Here is a 24,024-nt window from a genome sequence, read left to right on the forward strand (position 1 = left end):
CCGGCGGAACCCAGCCGCGAACATGGCCTCGGACCGGAACGCGCACCTGGCGGTGACCGCTATGTGCGGCGTCCCGCCTGATCGCCGAGCATGTCGCCGAGCAGGCGCTTCACAGCCGTTGCCTCAGCCGCGGTGTCGAAAAGGGATTCGCGCCCGGCACACTGCCCCTGCAGACGCGATACGAATGAGGGATCCTCGTGCGCGCGCCGCATCAGCGCCGCCAGGGCAGAAGCATTGCCCATCTCGAAGTAGCCGTCGTAGCCACGCCCCAGCAAGCCGACGTTGCCGTCGATTCGGCTCGCCAGAACCGGGACCTGCGCCCGCACCGCCTCGATGACCACATTGGCGCCGCCCTCGAGCCGGCTCATATGCACCAGCGCCCGTGCGCATGCCATCCATTGCCGGGCCACGGATTGCGGCAGGCCGCCAAGCCAACGGTAGTCCGGGCAGTCCTCCATCGTCTGTCGCGCTTGCGCACCCAGCGCCGCATCCAGTGCGTTGCCGATGTGAATGATTCGAATGCCCGTGCCCTGGAGATGTCGCGCTGCCAGCATCAGAGTCAGCGGGTCCTTTTCGCTTCGCAAGTGCCCCACGGCAACGAAGTCGCAAGGGTATGCAGCCGGCTCGACGCACGACACGCGAGGCGCAGATTGGACAATGACACGCGCCCTGGCCTGGTTGGCCGGCGACAGCATGTAGATAGCCTCTTGCTGCAGAACCACGATGTGACTGGCACACTGCAGCGAATGCTGCGCTGCTGCATCCGAGGCCAGGTTTCCGTACAGGTCCGTGCCGGTCAGCACGAGCGCCAGGGGGCGGGTCGGATGCGCTTTGCGGAATCGAGCAATGGAGTCGGCGGAACGACGCGCGTGCAGCGCCACCATGGCCATTGCGTCTTCGCCGTCCCATTGCTGCAAGATGGTGGTCGGTGCCCGTGCCGACAGGAACTCCCGCCATCGCGCGGCCGTATGCCAGTTTCCGTTGTTGCTTGATTCGAGCGCGGGCGACACGATGACAACAGGAGGCTCGTTCATGCCGGACATGGTGCCACGACCCGCAATGGAAGCGAAGGATGCTCGCCGATTGGGCGGCGAGGCGCTGGCCGAAGCCATGCGGGACAGTCGCCGCCGCGCGCTCTCGCTCGTCGACGACCTGTCCGATGCGCAGTGGCAGTTTCCCCATAGGGACGGCGTCAACCCTATCGCCTGGGAGTTGGCCCACTTGGCCTGGTTCGGCGAGTTTTGGATTCTTCGAGGCCCTCACCACGTCGGCGATGATGGGTTGGTCCGGGCGGCGTTGCCGGCTGCAATCGCCGGGCCCGACGCCCTCTTCGACTCCGCCCGGCTCGCGCACGCCCTGCGCTGGAAAGCGCCGTTGCCCTCGCGGCACGAGGTGGCCGACATGCTGGCCGCTCAGCTCGAGGCTTGCGTTCAGGCTTTGCCGGACGGCGACAGCGATGACGCGCTGTATTTCCATCGCCTGGCCCTGTTCCATGAGGACATGCACGGCGAGGCCCTCGTCTGGATGCGCTCGGCGCTCTCCCATTCCGCACCTGCAGGCACCTTGCTGGCACCGATGCCGGATGGCAGCCGGATCGGATTCCCGGGCGGAAGCGTTCGCATCGGGTGGCCCGCAGACCGGCGCGGCTTTGCGTTCGACAACGAAGGACCGGGCCGTACCGTGCTGCTTGGCTCGCTGGATATCGACGCGCGGCCGGTGACGGCAGGCGAGTTCCTATGCTTCGTCGAGGCGGGCGGATACCACGAACCCATGTACTGGCCGGGTGAGGCGGGCAGATGGCGGTCCACGATCGCCCGGGGACACCCTGAACGTTGGCGGCTGCACGACACGGCCGCAGGCAAAGAGTGGCAGGTGCGCTGGTTCGACCGCTGGCTCCCCCTGGACCCGGACCTGCCGGTCATCCACGTCAATGCCTACGAAGCTGAAGCCTATTGCGCGTGGGCGCACCGGAGACTGCCGCGCGCGGCGGAGTGGGAGCATGCCGCGGCGGTGCTCGGCATGGCGTTCCACTGGGGCGCCAGCGTCTGGGAGTGGACCAGCGACGCCTTCCAACCGTACCCAGGCTTCAAGGCCGGTCCGTACAGGGACTACTCCCAACCTTGGTTCGGCAACCACCGCGAATTGCGCGGCGGTGCTTTCGCGACGCACGAGCGGATGCACGACCTTCGCTACCGCAACTTTTTCATGCCGCAACGAGCAGACGTCTTTGCGGGGTTTCGAACGGCCTCGAAGGGCTAGGCGCCTTTCAAGCAGGTTCAGTGAAATGAGCGATGTCGCCCTGCAGTCGACTATCACGTGCCCGCAGTGCGGTCACGCGAAGGAAGAGACGATGCCCCTCGATGCTTGTCAGTGGTTCTATGAGTGCGGAGGCTGCAAAGCGCTGTTGCGTCCAAAGCCCGGCGACTGCTGCGTCTTCTGTTCGTATGGCACGAACAAGTGTCCGTCGAATCAGGCCAAGTCCTCCTGTTGCTCGAGTTGAGCGCGAGGAGCTGAACGAGCGGCGGTACATCGTTACACTGTCGAAAGCCATGCTCCGCCGCCGCTTCCACCGCTGCATGACCGCATTCGCCGTGGTCCTCTCGCTGCTGTTCTCGCAGCTGGCGTTGGCGAGCTACGTCTGCCCTGGCGCGGCCGACGCGGTGGCAATGGCCGAGATGATGGCCGCCGGCGAGCCCTGTGAAGGCATGGATTCGGCGCAGCCGGTGCTTTGTCACCAGCATGCTGCCGGCATGACGCTGTCGCACGAACAGGTCAAAGTCGCCACCCCGTCGCTTCCGGCGGTCATTCAGGTCCTGGTCGTGCCGCTGCCGGTTGATGCGCAGCTGGCCGCGGCGTCTCCGGTCGCAGCGGCCCCGGAGCTCCGACCTCCGCCCGACCCTGTTTTCCTCTCCACACTCAGACTTCGCGTCTGAATCTCCGTCGACCAAACGGTGCTGGTGCGGCTTGCCCGCTCACCAGCTGTTGTGCCATTTGTCTTCGGAGCTTTCATGCAATCCCCATTCCTGCGTGCGGCAGCCTTGGCCTCCGCACTGCTGCCCTACCTGGTAGACGCCGCCCCCTTGACCCTCGACGCGGCCATCGACTTGGCTGTCCACCGCTCAGAATCCGCTCGGGCCGCGCGCGCCGGTGTCTTGAGCGCGTCCGAGCTCGCCAGCGCAGCAGGCCAGCTTCCGGACCCGACGTTGCGCGCCGGAATCGAGAACCTGCCGGTGACCGGGGCTGACCGCTTCAGCACCACGCGCGACCCGATGACGATGAAGCGCATCGGCATCGGCCAGGAATGGCTGTCGAGCGAGAAGCGAATGGCCCGCCAAGCGTCGGCCGAAGCCATGGTCGCGCGCGAGGGAGTCCAGGCACGCAGCGCCGTCGCCGAAGCCCGGCTGAACACCGCCCTCGCCTACCTCGACGCCTACTACGCCGCGGAAGCGCTGAAGCTGACGATGCTGACGGAACACCACGCCCATGAAGAGTTCGAAGCGGCGCGTGCCCGCCTGGCTTCGTCAATGGGCAGCAGCCAGGAAGTGCTGGCCCTGACCGGCGCGCGAGGCGCGGCGGAGGACGAGTCGGCCGAAGTACGTCAGCTGCAAAGTGCCGCTCAGGCAACGCTCCAGCGTTGGGTTGGAATTGCCGCCGACGCGTTGGCCCCCATCACCGCAGCTCCCGTTCCGACGGAGCAGGAATACGTCGCAGCGCATCCTGCCGTTCTGGCAAAAAGGTTCGACATCGATGTGGCCACGCGAGCCGCGGCGGTCGCGGCCTCGGAACGCAAGCCGAACTGGACCTGGGAGGTTTCATACGGGCAACGCACAGGCTATGCGGACATGGCGACTTTCGGAGTGAGCATTCCGCTTCAGGTGGCCCCGTCCGAGCGCCAGGACCGCGAAACCGCAGCGAAGCTCGCCTTGGCTGACAAAGCCGAGGCCGAACTTGCAGAAGCCACGCGCACGGCGACCGCCGAATATCGGGCGCTCGCCAGCGACGCCCAGCGCTTGCGCGAACGCGTCGAGCGGTACAGGTCCGGCGTCGTGGCGCCTGCCGAGCAGCGAACAGTCGTCGCCACCGCCGCCTATCGGTCGAACCAGGGCACGCTCCTGACGCTGTTCGAGGCACGGCACGCAGAAGTGGAAGCGCAGCGGAAGCTCCTCACGCTTCAACGCGACCTCGCCAAAACCCAAGCCCAGCTTGCATTCAAGCCTCTCGCGCAAGGAGCCGGCCTATGAAACGCACTCACCTCGCCGCGCTTCTCGTTGTCGGCAGCGCGGTCCTCGCCGGCGGAAGCTTCCTGCTGGGACGACGCCCCACCAGCAATGACGGCATGACCACGCAAGCCGGCGCCGGCGGTGGCACGTCGTCACCTGACGGGCGCAAGGTCCTCTACTGGCACGACCCGATGGTCCCAGGCCCACGCTTCGACAAGCCGGGCAAATCGCCGTTCATGGATATGCAGCTGGTGCCGGTCTACGCCGACAGTGACCCAAGCCCATCTGGCGTCAAAGTAAGTCCCACGGTGCAACAGAACTTGGGCATCCGCTCCGCCACAGTTCGGCGCGCCGAGACCTCGGCCTCGTTCGACGCCGTCGGCACGGTCCAGTTTGACGAGCGGCTGACCGTCGCGGTTCAGACGCGGGTCGCGGGGTACGTCGAGCGCCTGGCGGTGCGTGCTCCGATGGAGCGAGTGCGCAAGGGTCAGACATTGGCGACCATCTTCGCGCCGGAATGGCTCGGTCCGCAGAACGAGTTGCTTGCGCTCAAGCGCGCGGGGGTCGCGCCCGACCTCGTCGCTGCAGCACGCGAGCGGATGCGTGCCATGTCGATTCCGGACGACCTCATCCGCCGGAGCGAGGAGACGGGGACAGCCCAGGCGCGCTTCACCCTGAGCGCACCGGCCAGCGGGGTGGTGACCGAGCTTGGCGTTCGCGAAGGCATTGCCATCACGCCGGGCATGACACTGTTTCGCATCGCCGGGCTCGAGAAGGTATGGGCCGTGGCCGAGGTGCCGGAATCTCAGGCGGTGCGCTTGACCCGCGGCCAGAAGGTCAAGGCGGTGCTGCAAGCCGACGTCTCTCGGACTTTCGAGGGCGAGCTCAAGGAAATACTTCCCGAGGTCAGCTCGAATACACGCACGCTGAAGGCGCGTTTCGAGGTCGACAACAAGGACGGCATGCTCACGCCCGGAATGCTGCTGCGCCTGCAGGTGGCAGGGCCAAGGAGCACCCGGCTGCTTGTACCGGCCGAGGCGGTCATCCGCACGGGCAGACGAGCGGTCGTCATCGTCCGCAACAACGCCGGCGCGTTCGAACCGCGTGACATATCGCTCGGCATGGACCTGGGCGACGACCTCGAGGTCGTCCAGGGATTGAAGGAAGGGGACCAGGTGGTCGCCAGCGGTCAGTTCCTCATCGACTCGGAGGCCCGGCTGCGCTCGGTGCTGGCCAGCATGACGGCGGCCGCCACACCGCCCGTACCCGCCGCCTCATCGCCGGCAGGGAAGGCAGCTGTCACCCACGTGGGCGAAGGGAAGGTGGAGAACGTCGAGGCGGATGGCATCACCATCTCTCACGGCCCCGTGGCTTCGCTCAAGTGGCCGGCCATGACGATGGGCTTCTCGAAGCCGGACCCCACCGCGTTCGCGGATGTGAAGCCAGGCGATACCGTCCGATTCGAGTTCAAGGAGGGCGGGCCCATGGGCTACGAACTCCTCTCGGTACAGCGCGTACAACCGGGCACAAAGCAATGATTGCCGCGCTCATCCGATGGTCGATTGGCAATCGAGTCCTTGTGCTCATCGCGACGCTGTTTCTGGTGCTTGCTGGCATCTGGTCGGCGACCCGCATTCCGGTGGATGCGCTGCCGGACCTGTCGGACGTGCAGGTCATCATCCGGACGCCCTTCCCTGGCAAGGCACCGCAGGTGGTGGAGGACCTGGTGACATACCCGCTGACGACAACGATGCTCAGCGTGCCGGGGGCCAAGACCGTTCGCGGCTACTCGTTCTTCGGGGACTCGTTCGTCTACGTGCTCTTCGATGACAAGACGGACCCGTACTGGGCCCGCTCGCGCGTCGTGGAGTACCTCAACCAGGTGCAGGGCAAGCTGCCCATCGGCGCCAACGCGTCCCTCGGCCCGGACGCGACGGGCGTCGGCTGGGTCTACGAATACGCGCTGGCGGACCGCTCTGGCAAGCAAGACATCGGGCAACTGCGCGCGCTGAATGACTGGTTCCTGAAATTCGAGCTGAAGACCATCCCCGATGTGGCCGAAGTCGCGAGCATCGGAGGCATGGTGCGACAGTACCAGGTGGTGCTCGACCCCGACCGCATGAGAGGCCTTGGCGTCACGCAAGAGACGGTCGTATCGGCTCTACAGAAGGCGAACCAGGCATCAGGCGGTTCGGTGGTCGAGATCGCGGAGGCGGAGTACATGGTGCGCTCGCGCGGCTACTTGAAATCGCTGGATGACTTTCGCACGATTGCGCTCGCAATCTCGGGAAGCACTCCGGTGCTCCTGCGCGATGTGGCCACCGTGCAGGTGGGTCCGGAGATGCGCCGAGGCATCGCCGAACTCGACGGCGAAGGGGAAGTCGCGGGAGGCGTCGTGGTGATGCGCTCGGGCAAGAACGCCCGCACCACCATCCAAGCCGTCAAAGCCAAGCTGGAGACGCTCAAGTCCAGCCTCCCGGCTGGCGTCGAAGTAATTCCGACCTATGACAGGTCGCTGCTCATCGACCGCGCGGTCGAGAATCTGCGCTTCAAGCTGCTGGAGGAGTTCGCGGTCGTGGCGGTCGTGTGCGCCATCTTCCTGTTTCACATGCGCTCTGCCATCGTAGCGGTGATCGCGCTTCCCATTGGAGTGCTCACGGCTTTCATCGTCATGCAGTGGCAAGGCGTCAACGCCAACATCATGTCCCTCGGCGGCATCGCCATCAGCATCGGCGCCATGGTGGACGGCGCCATCGTCATGGTCGAGAACGTCCACAAGCACCTCGAGGCCTTCGAGACGAAGCACGCCAGGCACCCAACACCCTCCGAGCGATGGGATTTGGTCGGTACTGCCTCGACGGAGGTCGGGCCCGCCTTGTTCTTCTCTTTGCTCATCATCGCGCTCTCTTTCGTGCCGGTGTTCTCCCTGGAAGCTCAGGAGGGCCGGCTCTTCTCGCCGTTGGCGTTCACAAAGACCTATGCGATGGCAGCGGCAGCAGGCCTGTCCGTGACGCTGGTGCCGGTGCTGATGGGCTACCTCGTCCGYGGACGCATTCCTCACGAGGCTGCAAACCCAGTGAACCGCTTCCTCATGACGGCGTATCGGCCCGCACTGGAAGCAGTCCTCCGATTTCCAAAGGCTACCCTGGCGATTGCTGCGGTGCTCATGGTGCTGACTGCCATCCCCGTCATGCGCCTTGGCGGCGAATTCATGCCTCCGCTCGACGAAGGAGACCTGCTCTACATGCCATCAGCGTTCCCGGGCCTGTCGGTATCCAAGGCATCCGAGCTTCTCCAGCAGACGGACCGGCTCATCAAAACAGTGCCTGAAGTCGACCGCGTATTTGGGAAGGCCGGTCGCGCCGACACCGCCACCGACCCCGCTCCGCTGGAGATGTTCGAGACGACCGTCCAGTTCAAGCCACGCGGAGAGTGGCGACCCGGCATGACCCCAGACAAGCTGGTCGAAGAGCTGGACCGCGTCGTGAAAGTGCCGGGCCTGACCAATGTCTGGGTACCGCCCATTCGAAACCGCATCGACATGTTGGCGACCGGCATCAAGAGCCCGGTGGGCATCAAGGTGGCGGGCGCCGACCTCGCCGTTCTCGACAAGCTCACGATCCGGATTGAGGCGGCAGTCAGGGGCGTTCCAGGTGTGTCGTCGGCGTTGGCAGAGCGTCTGACCGGCGGTCGGTACATCGATGTCGACGTCGACCGGCTCGCCGCAGCCCGCTATGGCCTGTCTGTGGCCGACGTTCAAGCGATCGTGTCGACCGCCGTTGGCGGCGACAACGTCGGGGAAGTGATTCAAGGTCGGGAGCGCTATCCGATCAACGTTCGCTACCCTCGGGAGATTCGAGACTCGTTGCAACGGCTGCGGGAGCTGCCCTTCGTGACCGACAGAGGGGCCCAGCTACTGCTGCAGGATGTAGCGAAGGTCACCCTCGAGGATGGGCCGCCGATGCTGCGCAGCGAGAACGCGCGTCTCTCCGGTTGGGTCTACGTGGATGTGCGAGGCCGAGACCTCAGATCTGTCGTCAATGACATGCAGGGTGCAGTTGCACAGTCTGTGACCATGCCCGCCGGCTACGCCGTGTCGTGGTCCGGCCAGTTCGAGTACCTCGAGCGAGCCACACAGCGCCTCAAGCTCGTCGTGCCGGCCACCCTGGCGGTCATATTCGTGTTGCTGTATGTACTATTCAGGTCTTTCAGTGATGCGACGCTGGTCATGGCCGCGGTTCCCTTTTCGCTCATCGGGGGCTTCTGGCTGGTCTGGGCGTTGGGCCACGCCATCTCGGTAGCGACGGCAGTTGGGTTCATCGCGCTGGCTGGATTGGCTGCGGAGTTCGGCGTCGTCATGCTCATCTATCTCAAGAATGCGCTTGCCCGGTGCATCGAGGCTGGTGCGCCGATGAACGATGAGACCCTGCTTGCCGCCATCCGTGAGGGAGCGGTGCAGCGCGTTCGCCCAAAGGCGATGACAGTAGCCGTGGTAATGGCTGGCTTGATGCCCATCATGTGGGGAAGCGGAACTGGCTCGGAAGTGATGACTCGAATTGCTGCGCCCATGGTGGGCGGCATGGTGACGGCCCCTTTGCTGAGCATGCTCGTCATTCCAGCGGCGTGGTACTTGGTGCACCGGCGGCGGCCAAAGCCACGCCCTGAGGACCACGTTGCTTCAGCAGCAAAGGCTGCTTGAATCGCCCCCGCTTGAACCAACATCGAATTCCTGAAAGGTGACATTCATGCAAAGACGCTCCCCGCACGGGCCGCAGCCTCAAATGACGGTGTTCGCGAGCTATCCCGCTCAGCAGACATCGTTGAAGTCATGATGAAACGTCTAGGCATCATCGTCGCGCTCTGGCTCATGGCGTGCGCCGCAGCGCAGGCGCAGGAAGCAAAAGGCCCGGCTTCTGCCCCAGGCAAGACCTGGAGCGTCGGCACCCTTCCCGCGATGGCCCTCACCGAAGGCGAAGTAGAGAGAGTCGACAAGGAGCACGGCGAGGTCGTCATCCATCACGGCGACCTGCCCAACCTCGGCATGCCCCCGATGACCATGGGCTTCGCCGTGGCCGACAAGCGGATGCTGGACAGACTCCAGCCAGGCGACAAGGTGCGATTCAACGCCGAAATCAGGAAGGGCGAAGCGACGGTGACGTACATCGAATCCGTCCGCTGAACGCCAGCACCCTCCTCCTGGCTCGAGGCGCCTGGCGCGACCCACGACGCATGAAACCGGCGCAGCCAAATGCCAGGGATACCGCGGAACCGGCTTTGCCGGGCCGCTGGTATCGCCCCCTTGAGGGGCTGAGGTCCGCGGCTTCAAGCCTGCCTGCGCAGGCTTGGACGGACTCGAAGAGCCGCTGCCTCTGGCAGCGACTCGGGGCGCCGCAGGCGCTTCGGGGGTGTTTCATCCTATGCGCCCCGAATACCCAACGCGACGAACTCGCCCCTGAGCCAACCCACGCGTTGGCCTGCATGTTCGAGCACCGAACCGACCGAGATTCTTGCCTTGCCCTTGCGCGTCAGCGTGCGGACGAACTGATGCCACGCCTCGGGGTCCTCGATCGACGACCGGGCAGTGAATTCGCCGTCGATGGGGAGTTCGTATGCCATCGTGTTGCGTTGAATGACCAACCGGCTGGCGATGCCGACCCCCAGCAAGCGCGTGTGCAGCAACGACCAGGCCGCAAGGATGGCCAGCGCGGAGGCGCTGCCGCCGAATACCGTTTCCTGGTGATTGATGTTCGGCTCGAGCGGCGCCCTGAGGACCACGGCCTCCGCATCGACAGCCACGACCGACGTCTGCATCGCCTTCGACAGCGGAATGTTCAGGTGGAGGTATCGCTCAAGTTCGGCTGGCAACACGGATTCGTCTCCCTCGATGTCTGGCGTGGAAGACAGCATAGCGGCATTCGCGCCCCGGCCGAGGAGCGCCTGGTCGCGCTGCAAGCGCGCACGCGGCCTGCCGCTAGAGGAATCGGCCCGAGGGTTCGGCATGCAGACGCCCCTCCGATGCAGGACACTCCAGGTTCAAGGAATATTCCCATGTCAAAGCAGCTCCTCCATGCGTCGATCGCGGCGACGACGCACATCGTCACCAGGACAACCGACGGCGGGACAGCATGAACGCGCTCACCCACCACGGCGTGCTGGCCGCCCTCGGCGCGGCGGCGCTCTTCGGCGCCGGTACGCCAGTCGCCAAACTGCTGCTGGCACACGCGAGCCCTTGGCTGCTGGCGGGCTTGCTCTACCTGGGCTCCGGCACGGGTCTGTGGCTTTGGCGCCTTCTTTCGCGCGCGCCGGCGGTTCGGCTCCCTCGGGCCGAACTCGGGTGGTTGGCGGGCGCCGTGGTTTCGGGCGGCATGCTCGGCCCGCTTCTGCTGATGACGGGGCTGGCCGGCATGGCCGCAGCCGACGCTTCGTTGCTCCTGAACGCCGAAGGCGTGTTCACCGCGCTGCTTGCCTGGTTCGTGTTCAAGGAGAACTTCGACCGGCGCATCGCACTGGGAATGATTGCCATCGTGGCGGGCGCGGCCATCCTCAGCTGGCCAGGCAAGGCAGGCGTCGGCGCCCTCTGGCCCTCGTTGGCGGTCCTGGGTGCATGCCTGGCCTGGGCGGTCGACAACAACCTGACGCGCAAGGTGTCGGTGGCCGACGCGTCGTTCATTGCGATGGTCAAGGGCCTGGTCGCCGGCGCAACGAATCTCGCCCTGGCGGTCGCCACGGGCGCGGCGTGGCCGCCGGCAACAGTCGTCGCCGGCGCCGCTCTCCTGGGCCTGCTGAGCTACGGGACGAGCCTGGTCCTGTTCGTCGTCGCGCTGCGCCACCTGGGAACAGCGCGCACCGGCGCCTACTTCTCGGTCGCGCCATTTTTCGGCGCCGTGCTGGCCATCGGCCTGCTTCGCGAGCCCCTGACACTCCAACTTGTCCTGGCTGGCATCTTGATGGCCGTCGGTGTCTGGCTGCACCTGACCGAGCGCCACAGCCACCGGCATGTGCACGAGCCGCTGGCGCACAGCCACGCGCATGACCACGACGCGCATCACCAGCACGTGCATGCCGACGGCTCGCCCGCCACGGCCAGGCACACGCATTGGCACCGGCACGAGCCCCTGGCCCATAGCCACGAGCACTTCCCGGATATCCACCACCAGCACCCCCACCCGCATTGACCTCTTTGGGGGCGACACCTCGGGCCGGCGAATAGGGGATATGCACGCGAGCGTATGACCTTGGGCTGCCGACGCGCGAAACTGGCGGCTGGCGCCTCACGGCGCATGCACAACCGAGTACTTCCATGCCCAACTCGCAGATTCCTCCCATCGACAGACTCAGGGCCTTGCCGAAGGCGGAGGTCCATGCACATCTCGAAGGCTGTTTCGAAACGAGCTGTCTCGAGCAATGGGCATCGCAGGCGGGCGTGCCGATGCCCAGGCCTCGCGATCGCCTGTTCGAATTCGAAGGCCTGGCAGACTTCCTGCAGTTCCTCGACTGGGCTTGCGGCCTCGCGTCGACCCGCGAACGCCTCGCCGAGCTGAGCTACGGTTTTAGCCGGCGGCTCGCCGACGGCGGTGCAGGCTACGCAGACGTGATCGTCAATCCCACCCATTGGAAGGCGTGGCATGGCCGTCTGCCCGACATGATCGACGCCATCGATGCCGGCTTCACCGCCGCAGAGCAAGACGGACTTCCGCCGGTGGGCCTGTGCGTCAGCCTTCTGCGCACGCAATCGTCGGACGCCGCGGCCGAACTGGTCGACACGCTGGTGGCTCTGCGACACCCGCGGGTCGTGGCACTCTCCATCGATGGCAACGAGGCTGCCGCGGGCCGCACCGGCCCGCGTTTCGCAGAGGCGTTCCGACGGGCCGGTGCGGCGGGGCTGCGCCGCACCGTGCATGCTGGCGAGTCCAGTGGCCCCGAGGGCGTTCGGGATGCCATCGAACTGCTCGGTGCCGACCGCATCGATCATGGCGTGCGAGCGATCGAGGATCCGGCGCTGGTGCGACTGCTGGTCGATCGGCAGATACCCCTGGGCATCTGCCCGACTTCGAATCTGACCTTGGGCGTCTACCCATGCATCGAGGACCATCCTATCGATCGCCTGCGCCGTGCCGGCGTCGCCGTGTCCATCAACACCGACGATCCGGTCTTGCTGGGGGCCAGCCTGGTGAGCGAGTACGCCATGTGCAGCAAGGCGTTCGGCTGGTCGGATGACGACCTTCGATCGCTGGCACGCAATTCGATCGATGCGAGCTTCGCTGACGCCAGCGTCAAGGCAAGGCTGATCGAGGCGCTATCGCACTGGTGAGGGCGCCGGGCCACCCGATCGCCGGCGGGCGCTTTCGATGCCCCGTGTGCCCGATCGATCCTTGCGTGGCCATGCCCGCGCCGGCGGTGCGGGCGGCCTCAGAGGCGCGCCAGATACCGGGGCAGGAAGGTGGCCGCGCTCTGCAGAAGCTCGAACTCCAGGTCTGGGAGCGGCAAGCTTCGCATGTCGAAATGAGAAAGCGTGCCCCAGAGTTCTCCCGAAGTGTCGTCGAGCACGGGCACACTGTGATACGAGATAACGATTCCCCGCAAAGCATGCCCGACGAGGCGAGGGTCGGCAACGGAGTTGTCCGTACGGAACGACCCCCCCTTCACGACGAACTGGCAGAAGCTGCGACTGAACGGAACCACGGACAGGAAGTCAGGCCGCATCCGGCCGGCCTTGTCGTGAAGCAGTACGTTGTGAAGAAGCGGCCCGCCGAATCGATAGACCGCGGTGAACCGGTGCGGGACGCCTTCGTTGAGGTACGCCAAGGCCGCAGCGGGTCCACTTGCCGCCAATACCGCGGAGACAACATCCGGAGTTCGCACGCAGTCCATGGCGAATGCTAGCAAGGCCCGATCAAGTACGCTCGACTTTTGATGTCCTCGCTCCCACGGGGATCATGGCGAATTTGCCATGCCGGTGGTATCGTGCAAGGCGCTTCGATACGATCGTGCGCGCCGGTTCCGCCGGCGTGTGACCCTGGCTGGGTCACCCAGCCGAGCCGAACTTCGAAGAAGAGAAAGGCGGGCGATCATGAGCGAAGAAAGCTCACCGTTGGATGCCGGCCGGCGGTCAACCGCTCAGTTCGTATGCGCCCGCTGCAACACCCCTTTCAGTCCGGGTGCCAGGTTTTGTTCCGGATGCGGCGCGCGCCTGACCAGTCCGGCTCTGCTGGAATGCCGCCCCCTCACCGTCCTGTTCTGCGACTTGGTCAACTCCACCGCGATGGTCGCGGGCGCAGATCCGGAAGACGCCCGCACGCTGCTGACAACGTTCCATAGTGCTGTGACGGTCGCAATGAGAGCGGTCGGCGGCCACGTCGCACGCTTCATCGGGGATGCGGCATTGGTGTACTTCGGGTATCCGGAGGCACATGAAGACGACGCCGAGCGCGCGATCAATGCCGCGCTCGAAGCGTCGAGGCAAGTCCGGGCTTTGAAAGATCCTCGAGGCCGCCCCCTGCAATCGCGCATCGGCATCGCGACAGGTCTGGTCGTGATCGGCAACCTGCATGAAGAAATGACAACCGACGTGCTGGACGTCGCCGGAGAGGCTCCCCATCTCGCCGCCAGGCTTCAGGCAGCCGCGGAACCTGACGCAATCCTCGTCGACATGGCCACGCGCCAGCGTGTCGGTGACCTGTTCTCGTGGCGGGACCTCGGCAGCCTCACCCTCAAGGGCTTCGAGAAGCCCATTCATGGCTGGGCCGTCACGGGTGCGCGACCGGCGGCCAGTCGCTACGAGGCTCAGCACGAGAACCGCCTGTTGCCGATGCTCGGCCGCGACGATCTACGCGATGCCATTCTTGGCCACTGGCGCCAGGCGTGCGAAGGATGGGGCCGCAGCATCCTGATCCGCGGCGAGCCGGGTGTCGGCAAATCGCGCATGGCCGCGGCCATCCTCGAAGCGACCTCCGCACGCACCACCCTGCGCTACTTCTGTTCACAGTACCGCCTGGGCTCGACCCTGCACCCCTGCGTCCAGCAGCTTGAATGGGCGGCGGGGTTCGCTCGAGAGGACCCGAATGAGGTCAAGCTGGACAAGCTGTCCGCGGCGATCGGAGAGGTGTCGGAAGAAGACAGGGATCTGTTGGCCGAACTGGTCAACGTCACGCCGGCTGCGCGCGCGTCTGCGCCGACACTCACGCCGCAGGTCAAGCGCCGTCGCACGATGGAGGCGCTGCTCTCGCAACTCGAGCGCCTCGCCGCCAAAGAGCCAACGCTCGTGATCTTCGAGGACGCGCAATGGAGCGATGAATCGACGCTCGAACTTCTTGGCCTGGCCGTGGCGCGCGTACATCGTCTCCCCGTGCTCATGCTGGTTCTTGCGCGACCGGAGTTCAGTCCCGCATGGGTCAGGAGCAAGCACCTGGTAGAGATGTCGCTCACGCCACTCGATCCCCACGTTGGCGGTCAACTCGTCCGGATGATTGCGGCTGACATCGCCCTCTCCGGTCAGACGGTCAAGGACATCGTGGCCCGCACGGACGGCATACCGCTGTACATCGAGGAAGTGACCAAAGCGGTCATCGAGAACCGTCAGTGGCAGCCCTCGGCCAACCAGGCGACAGCGCAGTCGCTGCCGATCTCGCTGCAGGCTTCATTGCTCTCGCGGCTGGATCGTCTCGGCGAATCGCGCGAAGTCGCGGAGATCGCGGCGGCGATCGGACGCACCTTCAACGTCGAACTGCTGGCTCTCGCATTCAATCGATCCGACGCGCTGAAGCCAGCATTGGACACGCTCGTCGCAGCGGGCATCTTTCAGCGGCTGAGCGGAAAGGACTCGGAATACGCCTTCCGGCACGCACTGATTCGAGACGCGGCGTACCGGATCATGGTCCGCGAACGCCGTCAGGCCATTCAGCTGCGCATCGTCTCGGCGATCGAATCGCACTTCCCCGAGATGCGCAAAGTGCAACCGGAAGTCCTGGCCTGGCACTGCGCCGAAGGCGGACTGGCCCGTGAAGCCGCCCAGTACTGGCTCATGGCCGGCGTCGCGGCGCTGCGGCGCTCCGCCATGCACGAGGCGCTGGTTCACCTGCGCAGCGGCATCAAGGTCTTGCCGGCGGAGACGGACGAGGCCTGGCGTGCCAAGCTGGAACTCGATTTGACCATCGCCCTTGGCAAGGCGCTGATTGCAACGCAGGGCTATGCGATCGCCAGCACCGGGGAGACCTTCACACGCGCTCGGGTCTTGTGCGACCGGCTCGGAAATCCACCGCAGCTGCTGGCGGCCCTGCACGGCCTGTGGACACACGCCCTCCTGCGCGGCGAACTGGCCTCCGCTCAAAGCCAGGCCGATGCCCTGCTGACGCAGGGCCAGAACAGCGGCGACCGCATGCACCTGCTCATGGGCCATCGCTTCAGCGGCATCACGAGCCATCCGCGTGGCGAGTTCTTCGAAGCCGTGCGCCAATTGGAGGAAGGTCTCTCCCTCTACGATCCTGCGCAGCAGGCCACGTACTGGGCCCTGACGGTGGACGATCCGAAGGTCATCATGCTGACCTATTTGTCCTGGTCGCAGATGTGCCTGGGCCGCATCACGGATGCCCGCCAAAACAGCGAGCGCGCCATCAACGAGGCACGTGAAATGCACCACGCCTACACCCTGGCACATGCCCTGACGGGCGCCTCGTTCGTGACCCTCACGATCGACAGGCCCGAGGCGGCCCTGGAGAGGCTGGACGATCTGCGGGCACTGCTGGAGGACAACGGCATCTCCTACTACGACGCCGTCGAGACGGTGCTAAGGGGCTGGTGCCTCGCTGCAATCGGGCGTTTCGACGAATCGCACGCGCTGCTCGAGCGAGGCATCCTGGCCTACCGGGCAACAGACGCACGGCTCTATCTTTCCGGCTTCCTGAGACACGCCGCCGAAGCGCACGGGTGGGCGGGAAGGATCGATCTGGCACTGCAACTGATCACGGAGTCACTCTGCGTGCTGGAAGCGACGAATCAGCGTTGGGACGAGGCGGAAACACACCGTGTGCACGGTGCCCTGTTGAAGGCCGCCGGCGACAAGGAGGGCGCGCGACGCGAATTCGCCAAGGCCCTGGAGATCGCCCGACACCAGAAGGCACGACTTTGGGAACTGCGAACCGCCTGCGATCTCGTGGCGCTCGATGATTCGGCGGTCGGCTCGAACAACGCATCCATGAAAGTCCTCGCGGCTGCATTCGACGCCTCGGAGGCCTACGCCAACACCCCTGACCTCGCGCGCGCCCGGACCCTGCTGTTGCGAAGAAGCTGAAGTACCGCCGCGATCCTCATCAACATTGCGGTTGACTGTTGGCCGGTCGCTGGTAGCGTGGCTGTGGCGATACGTGAGGAGGTCCTTCCATGGTGAGCTCACCACTGTCCGTCCCGTGCGCGCTGGCGAACGGGCTCGCCAGGCAGACACTCAACGCCCGCGCGATCGGCCGCATCCTGGGAATCTCAACGGCGATTGCGATCACAGCGCTGGTGGCCATGAGCGCCGTCGACCCAACGCCTCGCGGTATCGGGTCGGTCTACGGCTTCGAACTGGCGCCGGATGCCGAGCAGCGCAAAGTGTTCCTGGATTTCTGGAAGGCGGGTGGTCTCGCGCACCGCGCGCGCCTCTTCCTGATCCTCGAGACGCTCGTGCTGGCACCGGCCCTGACGCTCGCGCTGCTCGCCTTCGGCGTGCGGCTGCGCCAACTGCTCGCGCGGGACAGAGGCACGGCTTCCGGGCCCGGCGCGCTTCCCACGCTCTTGTGGTTCTGTGCGCTGGTCTTCGCCGGCGCCGCCTTCACACTGGCGGCCAATCTGCTCACCCTGCTCGCGATCTCGCACGCCGACACGCCATGGTTCGCGCCGGCCGCACATTTCGCACAACTGGCGAAGTTCGGGCTGTGGGCGGCCGCCGCCCTGTACACGTCACTGTGGTTTGCTCACTGGTATTTCACGCTCGATACGCCCAACGCGCTGCAAGCTGCCAACGCGCGATCGCGCATGCGCGCCGACATCGCCGACATCCTGTGGCGGACCAAGTACGCGGTTGCCGTGTTGCTCGCCTACGGCGCGCTCGTTCTCCTCATGGACCAGACCCGTGACGGCCTGGTACGCCAGGTCCCCGACCCGACAGATCCGGGTGTGCACCCGGAGATGCTCGCTGGACTCCTGTTGACGGCCGCTTCGGTGTGGCTTCTCGCCTACGCCTCGTGGCTATGGCCCCGCCTCCTTTTGCGCCTCGCCACGCCGGGCCGAGAGAGCACGCCGAGCGCCGCATCGATTGCGTTCGCCAAATGGTGGGCCCGGCTCCTGGGCCTTGCACCCTTCGGGGCCGTCACCCTGGTGATCGCCTGGAGCCTGCGCGATCAGCCGCACGGATCCCCGGGGGCGCCATGGCTCGCCGGCCTGCTTGTGGGGATCGGCATGCTCGCTTTGCTTTTCCTCGCGGTTGTCACGCTGAGAAGCCACGAGAACGCCGTCGGCTACTACGAGGCGAAGGAGAGCGCCAGCGATGCGCGGGCCGACATGGGGCTGCGTCCTTTCTGGGTCGCTTGGGCACCACCGCTGCTCTTCATGCTCGTTCGGCTCGCCAGCCTCGAGACCTGGACGCCGCCGCTCGCGCTGGCGGTCATCACGAGCGGATTGGCGGCATGGGCCGGGATCTTCGGCTGGGTCGCCTATCTGTCGCGCCGCAACGCTGTTCCGTATCTGATCGCAGCCCTCGGCGCTTACGCCCTGTTTGCCGTCTTCGGATGGAGCGAGGTCCACAGCATCCGCACGGACCAGGCCTCGGAGCCGGCGGATCTCGCCAGGTTCCTCTGGTCGGTGGCCCTCGGGCTGCCCTGCGTGGTCTTGGCCTGTTGGCTCTACCGCCGCGATGTCCCATCGAGAGGCTGGTTGGCGATCGGCGTGCCGGTGGCGCTTGCGATCCTCGCGATCCTCAAGCTGCACGACAGGCCGCCGCATCCGCTCGGGCTGCCGCAGCGCCCCGATCTGGAAGCGGCGGTTGCACAATGGCTCGGAGCGCTGGCAAAGCAGGAACCCCAAGCCGCCGAGAACGCCCTCCCCGTCTACATCATCTCGGCCGAAGGCGGTGGCATCAGGTCGGCGTACTGGACCGCGTCAGTCCTGGCACGGCTGAAAGGCATCGATCCCGACTTCGATCGCCGCACCTTCGCCATTTCCGCAGTCTCGGGCGGCGCCCTCGGCGTCGCCACCTTCCGCGCCTGCGATCGCGAGGCCGGCGGTGATGCCCCGCGACTTCGGAAATGCGTGGACCGCATGGGCGGGGCCGACTTGTGGACGCAGCTGCTGGGTGGACTTCTGTTCGAGGATGCGCTTGCCGGCGCCTTGCCGACCTCACTGTTCTGCGCCAGCCCCGGTTGTGGCTTGCTGGGCCGATCCTACTGGTTCGAAGGAAGCATTGAAGGGGCTGTTCCATTCATGACGACCGGCCTCGCCGCATCGGGCACCGGGGCGCATCGACCCCATGTCCTCTTCGCCGTCACGCGCGTGGAAACCGGCGAAAGATGGATCCAGAGCGACCTGTCCATTGACTGGCGGGTTTTCCCAGGGGCTTGCGACGTGCTGGGCATGCTCGGATCGGACCTTCGGCTGAGCACCGCCGCACACAACAGCTCCCGCTTTCCCTACACAAACCCGGTGGGTGCGCTCTACGGCAATCAATGCGCCGATACCCCCGGCGAAAAGGGCCGGCCCCATGCGCTTCGAGCGCACCTGCAGGATGGCGGCTATTTCGACGACAGCGCCACCTCGACCAGCTCCGACGTCTTGCGCATGGTCACCCACTGTCTCTTTGGCCAGTGCGAGGCGCTCACGCCCAAAGGCGACACCGAAGCGGCGCAACGCCTGGAGCGGCTGCGCGCACGGCTTCGTCCAGTCGTCATCGCCATCCGCAACGAAGATCGATTCGAGAAGGAAGCGGCGCTCGATCCCAACGGGACGTGCAATGACTCGGCGCACCGTGATCCCGCCCAGCCACGCGAGCGAGCGCCGCTTCGGCTCGTGCCGGCGCTGCTGTCCTCGCCAATGACGCTCCTTGAAACGCGCGAGGCGCACATGCACGCCGCCGATGCGCAACTCGCTGCCGAGGCCAGCCAGCTCTGGGATCGCCTCGGAATTCGCCCTCGGCCGTCGACATCGCCGTGCGGACCGTTTGCGAATTGGGTGCTCGACCGGCCCGCTCACCGCTTCGATCTGGTGGCGGACGGCCTCTATCCGTCCGGATGGGTGCTGTCTCGCAGCGCAATGAACGGGATCAGCCGCCAGGTCGATGCGAAGCTGGGCGCGCCTGGGGCGCCGTAGACCGCTCGCGTGTTCCAATGGCCAGCGCCCGAAGCGCCGCACGTCCCGGCAGGAAGAAATAGCCCCCACCGCGCATCGTGACGAAGTTCGACAGGCCTGCTGCCTGACGACCCGGACAACCCGGGATGCTGAAATTCCGACCTTCGTCTTGGCATCCGAGTAGTGCGTCCGTCTCATCCTCCAGGCCGCTGAAGGAAGAATTGAGAAGCCATCGCTGTTGGACAAACTCGAACTGCCGCTCGATGCTCGCGTTGATGCACATGAACATCAATCCTCGGGTGCCGTCGTCATCGCGATAGGAGCGCCCGACGCGCAGCAGCCGGTGCGTCTGCACGGCGGCGAAACCCTCCGCCGACCCCGGCGCGAGCGCGTCGCGCGGATTGGCGCGGCGGATGTGGGCGCCAAGCGGGCAGCGCGCGCCGGACGCATCTTCCCGCGCATAGGAAAAAGTGTTGCTGCTATCGCCCCGCGCCATGCCGCCCCATCCGGTCGCCGGCTCGTCCGGATGACGAACCAGAGAACTGCCGTCGCGCCAGCGCCCCACCAACTTGGCAGCCAGCCATTCGATGCGTCGCCTCCCTGGCGCCGGTACGTCGGGGCCACGGATCCCGGCGGAGGCTGCGGCCAGCCAACGATGGAAGGACTCGACGTGCTGCTCCAGCTCACGCACGACCAGGTAGGTGCCATTGCGCCCCAGATCGCGACAAGTGACGTTGGGGCCGCCGTCGAAGTTCGGACGCTGTCGATCTGCTGGAAGGCCCGCATCGTCGAGCAGATGATGGGGGTCGCACGACGCGCGCAGGGTTGGCGAAGCAGGAAGTTCGCCGCGCTGATCCGGATAGCCGAGGACGAACTCGCCGGGTGCCACGACGTCATTCGAGCGCAGCCCCTTCGCGCGCCGAGTGCCGCTCAATGCGGGTTGCGAGATTCCATCGACAAAGCCGAAGGCCTCGCGCGACGGCCCTTTTTCCGGCATGTCCTCCAATTGCCGGCACAAGAGTTCGGTCTGTCCGCTCGCCTGCGACGCCGATCGAATCCGATCGAGCAGTTCAGCCAGGATGGCAGGCGCGCAGGCGTGCAACATCACGATGGCATCGATGCGCTTTGGGCCGCCACCCCAGAGCCAGCGCTGCGGCGCTTGCGCCCCGACGTCGCCGTTGGCTCGGGCGCGTTCGATGTCGTCCATGCCTTGCTGGAAAGCGACCGGGAACGTGGCCATGTCCTCGGCATTCGGCACGCCGGTCCTGAGGACTCCGCTCGCCGAAAGGGCCAGCGCCACCGCTCGGTCGCGCCCGGGATCTTCGCCATAGCTCGCCATGGGCTCGAGCCGACGGAGCCACGAGCGAACATCGTCCGGCGATTCGGTGAACGCGTAGGCGAGAAGGCACGCATACCGCAGCCTCGGCAAGGATCCGAACGCAAGGGCCGGAATGTCGTGAAACGCCAGCGAAGCGTTGGGCTCCTGCGCCGATCCGAAGCAGGCGAGCCAGTCGCGGGCATCCTGCGCGCTCGTCGCGTTGGCCAGTCCCTGGCGAATCGCGGCGTTGGTGCGGACGCGATCCGTGGTGATGCCGGGATAGGCCGTGTACCAGCCATGCACGGGGCGCTGCTGCCGCCTCGCCCAGCGCACCAGGCGATCGCGGTCCGCGGCGCCGTCGTCGAAGAGATTTCGGGTGCGGGGAAAACCCAGACAGTTGCTCCAGATCGAGGTCACGCCCTTTGCCCCTGCGGTATTGATGACGAAGTCGCCCACGTAGCCCTGCCAGCTACCGTCGTAGTTGGAGAGGAACAACATCTGATTCGTGCCCGGCACCACCAGCCAACGCGCAAAATGGATCACCCGGTTCGCACCCAGAAATCCGGGGCGGCAAAAGTACTTCACCAGACCCACTGAGAAAAAAGAAAGGCGCAAGGTGAAGCGGCGCAGAAGTCCCGGTTGAAGCCTGGACACCGAGAAGAGCAGGTTCTGAGCCGCATGGCCTTCGTGCTGCATCACGGATTCAACAGCACCTGACGCCGGCTCCTCGTCGACGGGCGTGTTCCTGGTTTCGAGACGCCGCAGCCTCAACACCACCAGGATCGACAACACAAGGAACAGCGCACCCACAAGCAGAAACGCGTCGACCACGGAGACAAACTGCGCCGCCCCGACGACAAGAAGCACGAACACGAGCAGCAACGGCCAACCGATCGTCGCCAAGAACTCCAATGCAATGCACGCGGTGGTGCGCATCGCCGCCAAGGCGTCGAACGAGCGCACCGGAATGGCGTCCCCGAAGAATCTGCGCACCAACGGCGTCAGCCCGCTGTCCGGCGCGGCCTTCAGGCATGGGGCCGCCTCAGGCGCGAATGCCCACTTGAAGCTTCCATCCCACCAGAGCACATCGCGGGCAGTCTGCAACCTTTCGAACGGAGGAAGATCGTCCGGCAGATCCTGAAGGATGGCGCGCAGTCGACGCGCGAGTTCAGCCTCTTGGCGGATCCGCTTGCATGGAGCGCCCGGGGTTCCCGCGAACGGCAGCCCCAGTGTTTCCCACCACGCCTGACCGAGGACGAGCCTGTGCCCCAGAAGCTTGTCTCGAAGTGAGCCGGGGCCCTGGATACCGGCCACCTGCAGCACCGCACCGAGCGGCACCTCGAGGTCTTTGGCAATGGCGTCGATACCGGCCTCGGCCGTGCCATCCACCGAAGCCTCGAGCAACAGGTTCGCAGGTCCACCAGGCTCCGCGGGAACAACAAGAAGACTCATGAAATGCACCACGGCGCGCGCATCCAGCGGCCGGGCAACGGCGTCGTGCATCGGATTGCCGAGTCGCAGATCGATCTCTGCCTCGACGGCTCCGGCCCGCGCAGCGTCGAACGGCATCAAGACTGTCACAAACCCTTGATCCATGGCGTTTGCTCCCGCACGAAAAGGATCTAGCTGAACTGCACGAACAGCTGTTCGGGAAAGAGGCCGAGCAACTTCGTCCGGCCGGCCGCCCCGGGGGCTCGACTCAGGCGCCCTTCCTGCCGCAAGAGGGCCTTGAATGCCTGTGTGATCTGGGCGTCGGCGATCGCCTTCCCGACGCACCAGTGCAGGCCGTACCCGAACAGCAGGGAGCCGGCGGGATCGCGTGTGCCGTCGAAGCGACCCGGTCGGTCGACATTGCGCGGATCAAGCATGGCCGATTGCGTGCTTGCCAGAACCACGGTGCCCGCGCGGATTCGTGTCTGGCGAGGCGTGCCGCGCGCCACGACGTATTCCTTCTCGCAGCGGCGCCACGGACCTGGGTTCAGTGGCTTGAAGCGCATCGCCTCGAAGAGGCAGCGCGACAGCTGGGCATCGTCGCCGCCGTGGGCAGCCGCGCGTGCGGCCTCCATGGCCTCGGGGCGCGAAAACAGGATTTCCAGAATGTGCCCGGCGGACACCGCATTCGTCGGCACCGACCCCATGATCATGCCGACCATGATCGCGCGCATCGTCAGCCAGTCCATCGCCTCGGGGTCATCGACATGCCGTCTTGCGAGCCTGTGGAGCACGACGTCTTCGGACGATCCGCTGTTGACCTGCTCGATGGCTCCTGCGATCGCGATGTCCACCAGTTCCGCGACACGGTCGGCGCCAGCGTCGGCCGTCTGCCATGCATGGTCCCGCTCGTAGGGCGGCCCGAACAGCAGGCCGCTCACGGCCACTGTCCATTGGAAGAATTTCGCATGTGAATCCTGAGGGACAGGAACCCCGAAATACCGCTCGCAGGTATCAATGAAGACTTCGACGAACAGCCCCTGGATGACGTCGAAAGGGCCATGGCCAGCGCACTGAACGATCTGCGATGCGCGTTGCGCAGCCATGGGGCGCACCACGTTCGCCACGTCATCACGCCGGAAGGCCTGCATGACCTGTTTGAGGCCATGCCAATACAACTTCTCTTCGTCGGGATCTTTCGTATCGAGACCCAGGATGAAGGGTGTTCCAGGCTCGCCGCCGTCGTTGAGCAGCCGCACATCCTTCCCCCACGGAACCGTGAAAATATCATCGCGGCCCAGAACCTCGCGGACGTCTTCATCACGCGTGAGAAGCACCCACAACTCCAGCTTGGGCACCGGAAGGCTGCCGACGTAGCGCCAGCCGGGGAGCCTCAGCGACGGGAAGACCGTTCGCAGGAAGGCGTAGACCCATGGCGGCGGATTGGCGGCGATACCCGCGAACCATGCCTTGATGCCATGCAGGCGCAGCGTCCTGGCATCGAAGACCTGGCGATTCGCGCGTCGACTGGATTGAACCAGACGCTGATCAGGGCGGAGGTCGCGAGCCACGGCGGACGAGGATGTGCAGGTCCGATGCTCCTGCCGTTCCAGCAACTCTTGCATGGTCCCTCCGGCGAACGGTTCAGTCGTGTTCTGCACCGGCAAGAACCAGGACGCGGTTTCCAGCCGGGGGCCGCTGATCGCAATGGTGATGCCCAGCCCCGGTGCGGTCAATCCTCAT

General features: G+C 65.7%; 16 protein-coding genes. 11 read left to right on the forward strand and 5 right to left on the reverse strand.

Features of this window, described 5'->3' with window-relative positions; translation table 11 throughout:
* Window positions 1–59: 59 nt before the first annotated feature.
* Window positions 60–1,043, reverse strand: a complete 984-nt coding sequence (gene senB, locus AC1DYD_RS11775) for a selenoneine biosynthesis selenosugar synthase SenB (protein WP_478172916.1) — start codon at window positions 1,041–1,043, stop codon at window positions 60–62.
* Between senB and senA the strand changes: the two genes are divergently transcribed.
* The 7 genes from senA to AC1DYD_RS11810 all read left to right on the forward strand — a co-directional run bounded on the left by senA (window position 1,033) and on the right by AC1DYD_RS11810 (window position 9,399).
* Entirely contained in the window at window positions 1,033–2,259 is a 1,227-nt protein-coding gene (senA, locus tag AC1DYD_RS11780; RefSeq protein ID WP_478172917.1) for a selenoneine synthase SenA, read from the forward strand. The two genes, senB and senA, sit on opposite strands and share 11 nt — an antisense overlap.
* A gap of 25 nt (window positions 2,260–2,284) precedes the next feature.
* Window positions 2,285–2,500: a GDCCVxC domain-containing (seleno)protein gene (locus AC1DYD_RS11785; RefSeq protein WP_478172918.1), complete on the forward strand. Its 216-nt coding sequence runs from the start codon at window positions 2,285–2,287 to the stop codon at window positions 2,498–2,500.
* Window positions 2,501–2,576: 76 nt separating this feature from the next.
* Window positions 2,577–2,933 (forward strand): hypothetical protein, encoded by a 357-nt coding sequence (locus AC1DYD_RS11790; RefSeq protein WP_478172919.1) that lies wholly within the window; start codon window positions 2,577–2,579, stop codon window positions 2,931–2,933.
* Window positions 2,934–3,008: 75 nt separating this feature from the next.
* Complete coding sequence (locus tag AC1DYD_RS11795; protein ID WP_478172920.1) at window positions 3,009–4,241, forward strand: TolC family protein; 1,233 nt, start codon at window positions 3,009–3,011, stop codon at window positions 4,239–4,241.
* On the forward strand, window positions 4,238–5,758 hold the full coding sequence (locus AC1DYD_RS11800; protein WP_478172921.1) for an efflux RND transporter periplasmic adaptor subunit: 1,521 nt from the start codon (window positions 4,238–4,240) through the stop codon (window positions 5,756–5,758). The genes AC1DYD_RS11795 and AC1DYD_RS11800 overlap by 4 nt, the downstream gene beginning before the upstream one ends.
* Entirely contained in the window at window positions 5,755–8,919 is a 3,165-nt protein-coding gene (locus AC1DYD_RS11805) for an efflux RND transporter permease subunit (protein ID WP_478172922.1), read from the forward strand. Before AC1DYD_RS11800 ends, AC1DYD_RS11805 begins: the two co-directional genes overlap by 4 nt.
* Before the next feature lie 132 nt (window positions 8,920–9,051).
* Window positions 9,052–9,399 carry a copper-binding protein gene (locus AC1DYD_RS11810; protein WP_478172923.1) on the forward strand — a complete coding sequence of 116 codons (348 nt, stop codon included), beginning with the start codon at window positions 9,052–9,054 and terminating at the stop codon, window positions 9,397–9,399.
* 236 nt (window positions 9,400–9,635) lie between these two features.
* Here the strand turns inward: AC1DYD_RS11810 and AC1DYD_RS11815 are convergent, their stop codons facing one another.
* Window positions 9,636–10,172, reverse strand: a complete 537-nt coding sequence (locus AC1DYD_RS11815) for a YiiD C-terminal domain-containing protein (protein ID WP_478172924.1) — start codon at window positions 10,170–10,172, stop codon at window positions 9,636–9,638.
* A 173-nt stretch (window positions 10,173–10,345) separates the two neighbouring features.
* Between AC1DYD_RS11815 and AC1DYD_RS11820 the strand changes: the two genes are divergently transcribed.
* Together AC1DYD_RS11820 and add are read left to right on the forward strand one after the other, a co-directional pair.
* Window positions 10,346–11,395, forward strand: a complete 1,050-nt coding sequence (locus AC1DYD_RS11820; RefSeq protein ID WP_478172925.1) for a DMT family transporter — start codon at window positions 10,346–10,348, stop codon at window positions 11,393–11,395.
* A 125-nt stretch (window positions 11,396–11,520) separates the two neighbouring features.
* Window positions 11,521–12,531: an adenosine deaminase gene (add, locus tag AC1DYD_RS11825; protein ID WP_478172926.1), complete on the forward strand. Its 1,011-nt coding sequence runs from the start codon at window positions 11,521–11,523 to the stop codon at window positions 12,529–12,531.
* A gap of 98 nt (window positions 12,532–12,629) precedes the next feature.
* On the opposite strand, the gene AC1DYD_RS11830 is transcribed toward add, so the two are convergent.
* Entirely contained in the window at window positions 12,630–13,025 is a 396-nt protein-coding gene (locus tag AC1DYD_RS11830; protein WP_478172927.1) for a guanylate cyclase, read from the reverse strand.
* Window positions 13,026–13,290: 265 nt separating this feature from the next.
* On the opposite strand from AC1DYD_RS11830, the gene AC1DYD_RS11835 reads away from it, so the two are divergent.
* Both AC1DYD_RS11835 and AC1DYD_RS11840 read left to right on the forward strand, forming a co-directional pair.
* Entirely contained in the window at window positions 13,291–16,506 is a 3,216-nt protein-coding gene (locus AC1DYD_RS11835) for an AAA family ATPase (protein WP_478172928.1), read from the forward strand.
* An 89-nt stretch (window positions 16,507–16,595) separates the two neighbouring features.
* Window positions 16,596–19,553, forward strand: a complete 2,958-nt coding sequence (locus AC1DYD_RS11840) for a hypothetical protein (protein WP_478172929.1) — start codon at window positions 16,596–16,598, stop codon at window positions 19,551–19,553.
* On the opposite strand, the gene AC1DYD_RS11845 is transcribed toward AC1DYD_RS11840, so the two are convergent.
* Window positions 19,507–22,446: a Dyp-type peroxidase gene (locus AC1DYD_RS11845; RefSeq protein ID WP_478172930.1), complete on the reverse strand. Its 2,940-nt coding sequence runs from the start codon at window positions 22,444–22,446 to the stop codon at window positions 19,507–19,509. The two genes, AC1DYD_RS11840 and AC1DYD_RS11845, sit on opposite strands and share 47 nt — an antisense overlap.
* A 26-nt stretch (window positions 22,447–22,472) precedes the next feature.
* Window positions 22,473–24,017, reverse strand: coding sequence for a cytochrome P450 (locus AC1DYD_RS11850; RefSeq protein ID WP_478172931.1), 1,545 nt, complete (start codon window positions 24,015–24,017; stop codon window positions 22,473–22,475).
* Window positions 24,018–24,024: the final 7 nt, after the last annotated feature.

The organism is Variovorax sp. P4_B11 (genome assembly GCF_056402355.1).

Coding starts and splice junctions, on each gene's coding strand:
- senA (WP_478172917.1), top strand. CDS start 1,033: ATGCCGGACATGGTGCCACGACCCGCAATGGAAGCGAAGGATGCTCGC.
- senB (WP_478172916.1), bottom strand. CDS start 1,043: ATGTCCGGCATGAACGAGCCTCCTGTTGTCATCGTGTCGCCCGCGCTC.
- AC1DYD_RS11785 (WP_478172918.1), top strand. CDS start 2,285: ATGAGCGATGTCGCCCTGCAGTCGACTATCACGTGCCCGCAGTGCGGT.
- AC1DYD_RS11790 (WP_478172919.1), top strand. CDS start 2,577: ATGACCGCATTCGCCGTGGTCCTCTCGCTGCTGTTCTCGCAGCTGGCG.
- AC1DYD_RS11795 (WP_478172920.1), top strand. CDS start 3,009: ATGCAATCCCCATTCCTGCGTGCGGCAGCCTTGGCCTCCGCACTGCTG.
- AC1DYD_RS11800 (WP_478172921.1), top strand. CDS start 4,238: ATGAAACGCACTCACCTCGCCGCGCTTCTCGTTGTCGGCAGCGCGGTC.
- AC1DYD_RS11810 (WP_478172923.1), top strand. CDS start 9,052: ATGAAACGTCTAGGCATCATCGTCGCGCTCTGGCTCATGGCGTGCGCC.
- AC1DYD_RS11820 (WP_478172925.1), top strand. CDS start 10,346: ATGAACGCGCTCACCCACCACGGCGTGCTGGCCGCCCTCGGCGCGGCG.
- add (WP_478172926.1), top strand. CDS start 11,521: ATGCCCAACTCGCAGATTCCTCCCATCGACAGACTCAGGGCCTTGCCG.
- AC1DYD_RS11835 (WP_478172928.1), top strand. CDS start 13,291: ATGAGCGAAGAAAGCTCACCGTTGGATGCCGGCCGGCGGTCAACCGCT.
- AC1DYD_RS11840 (WP_478172929.1), top strand. CDS start 16,596: ATGGTGAGCTCACCACTGTCCGTCCCGTGCGCGCTGGCGAACGGGCTC.
- AC1DYD_RS11845 (WP_478172930.1), bottom strand. CDS start 22,446: ATGGATCAAGGGTTTGTGACAGTCTTGATGCCGTTCGACGCTGCGCGG.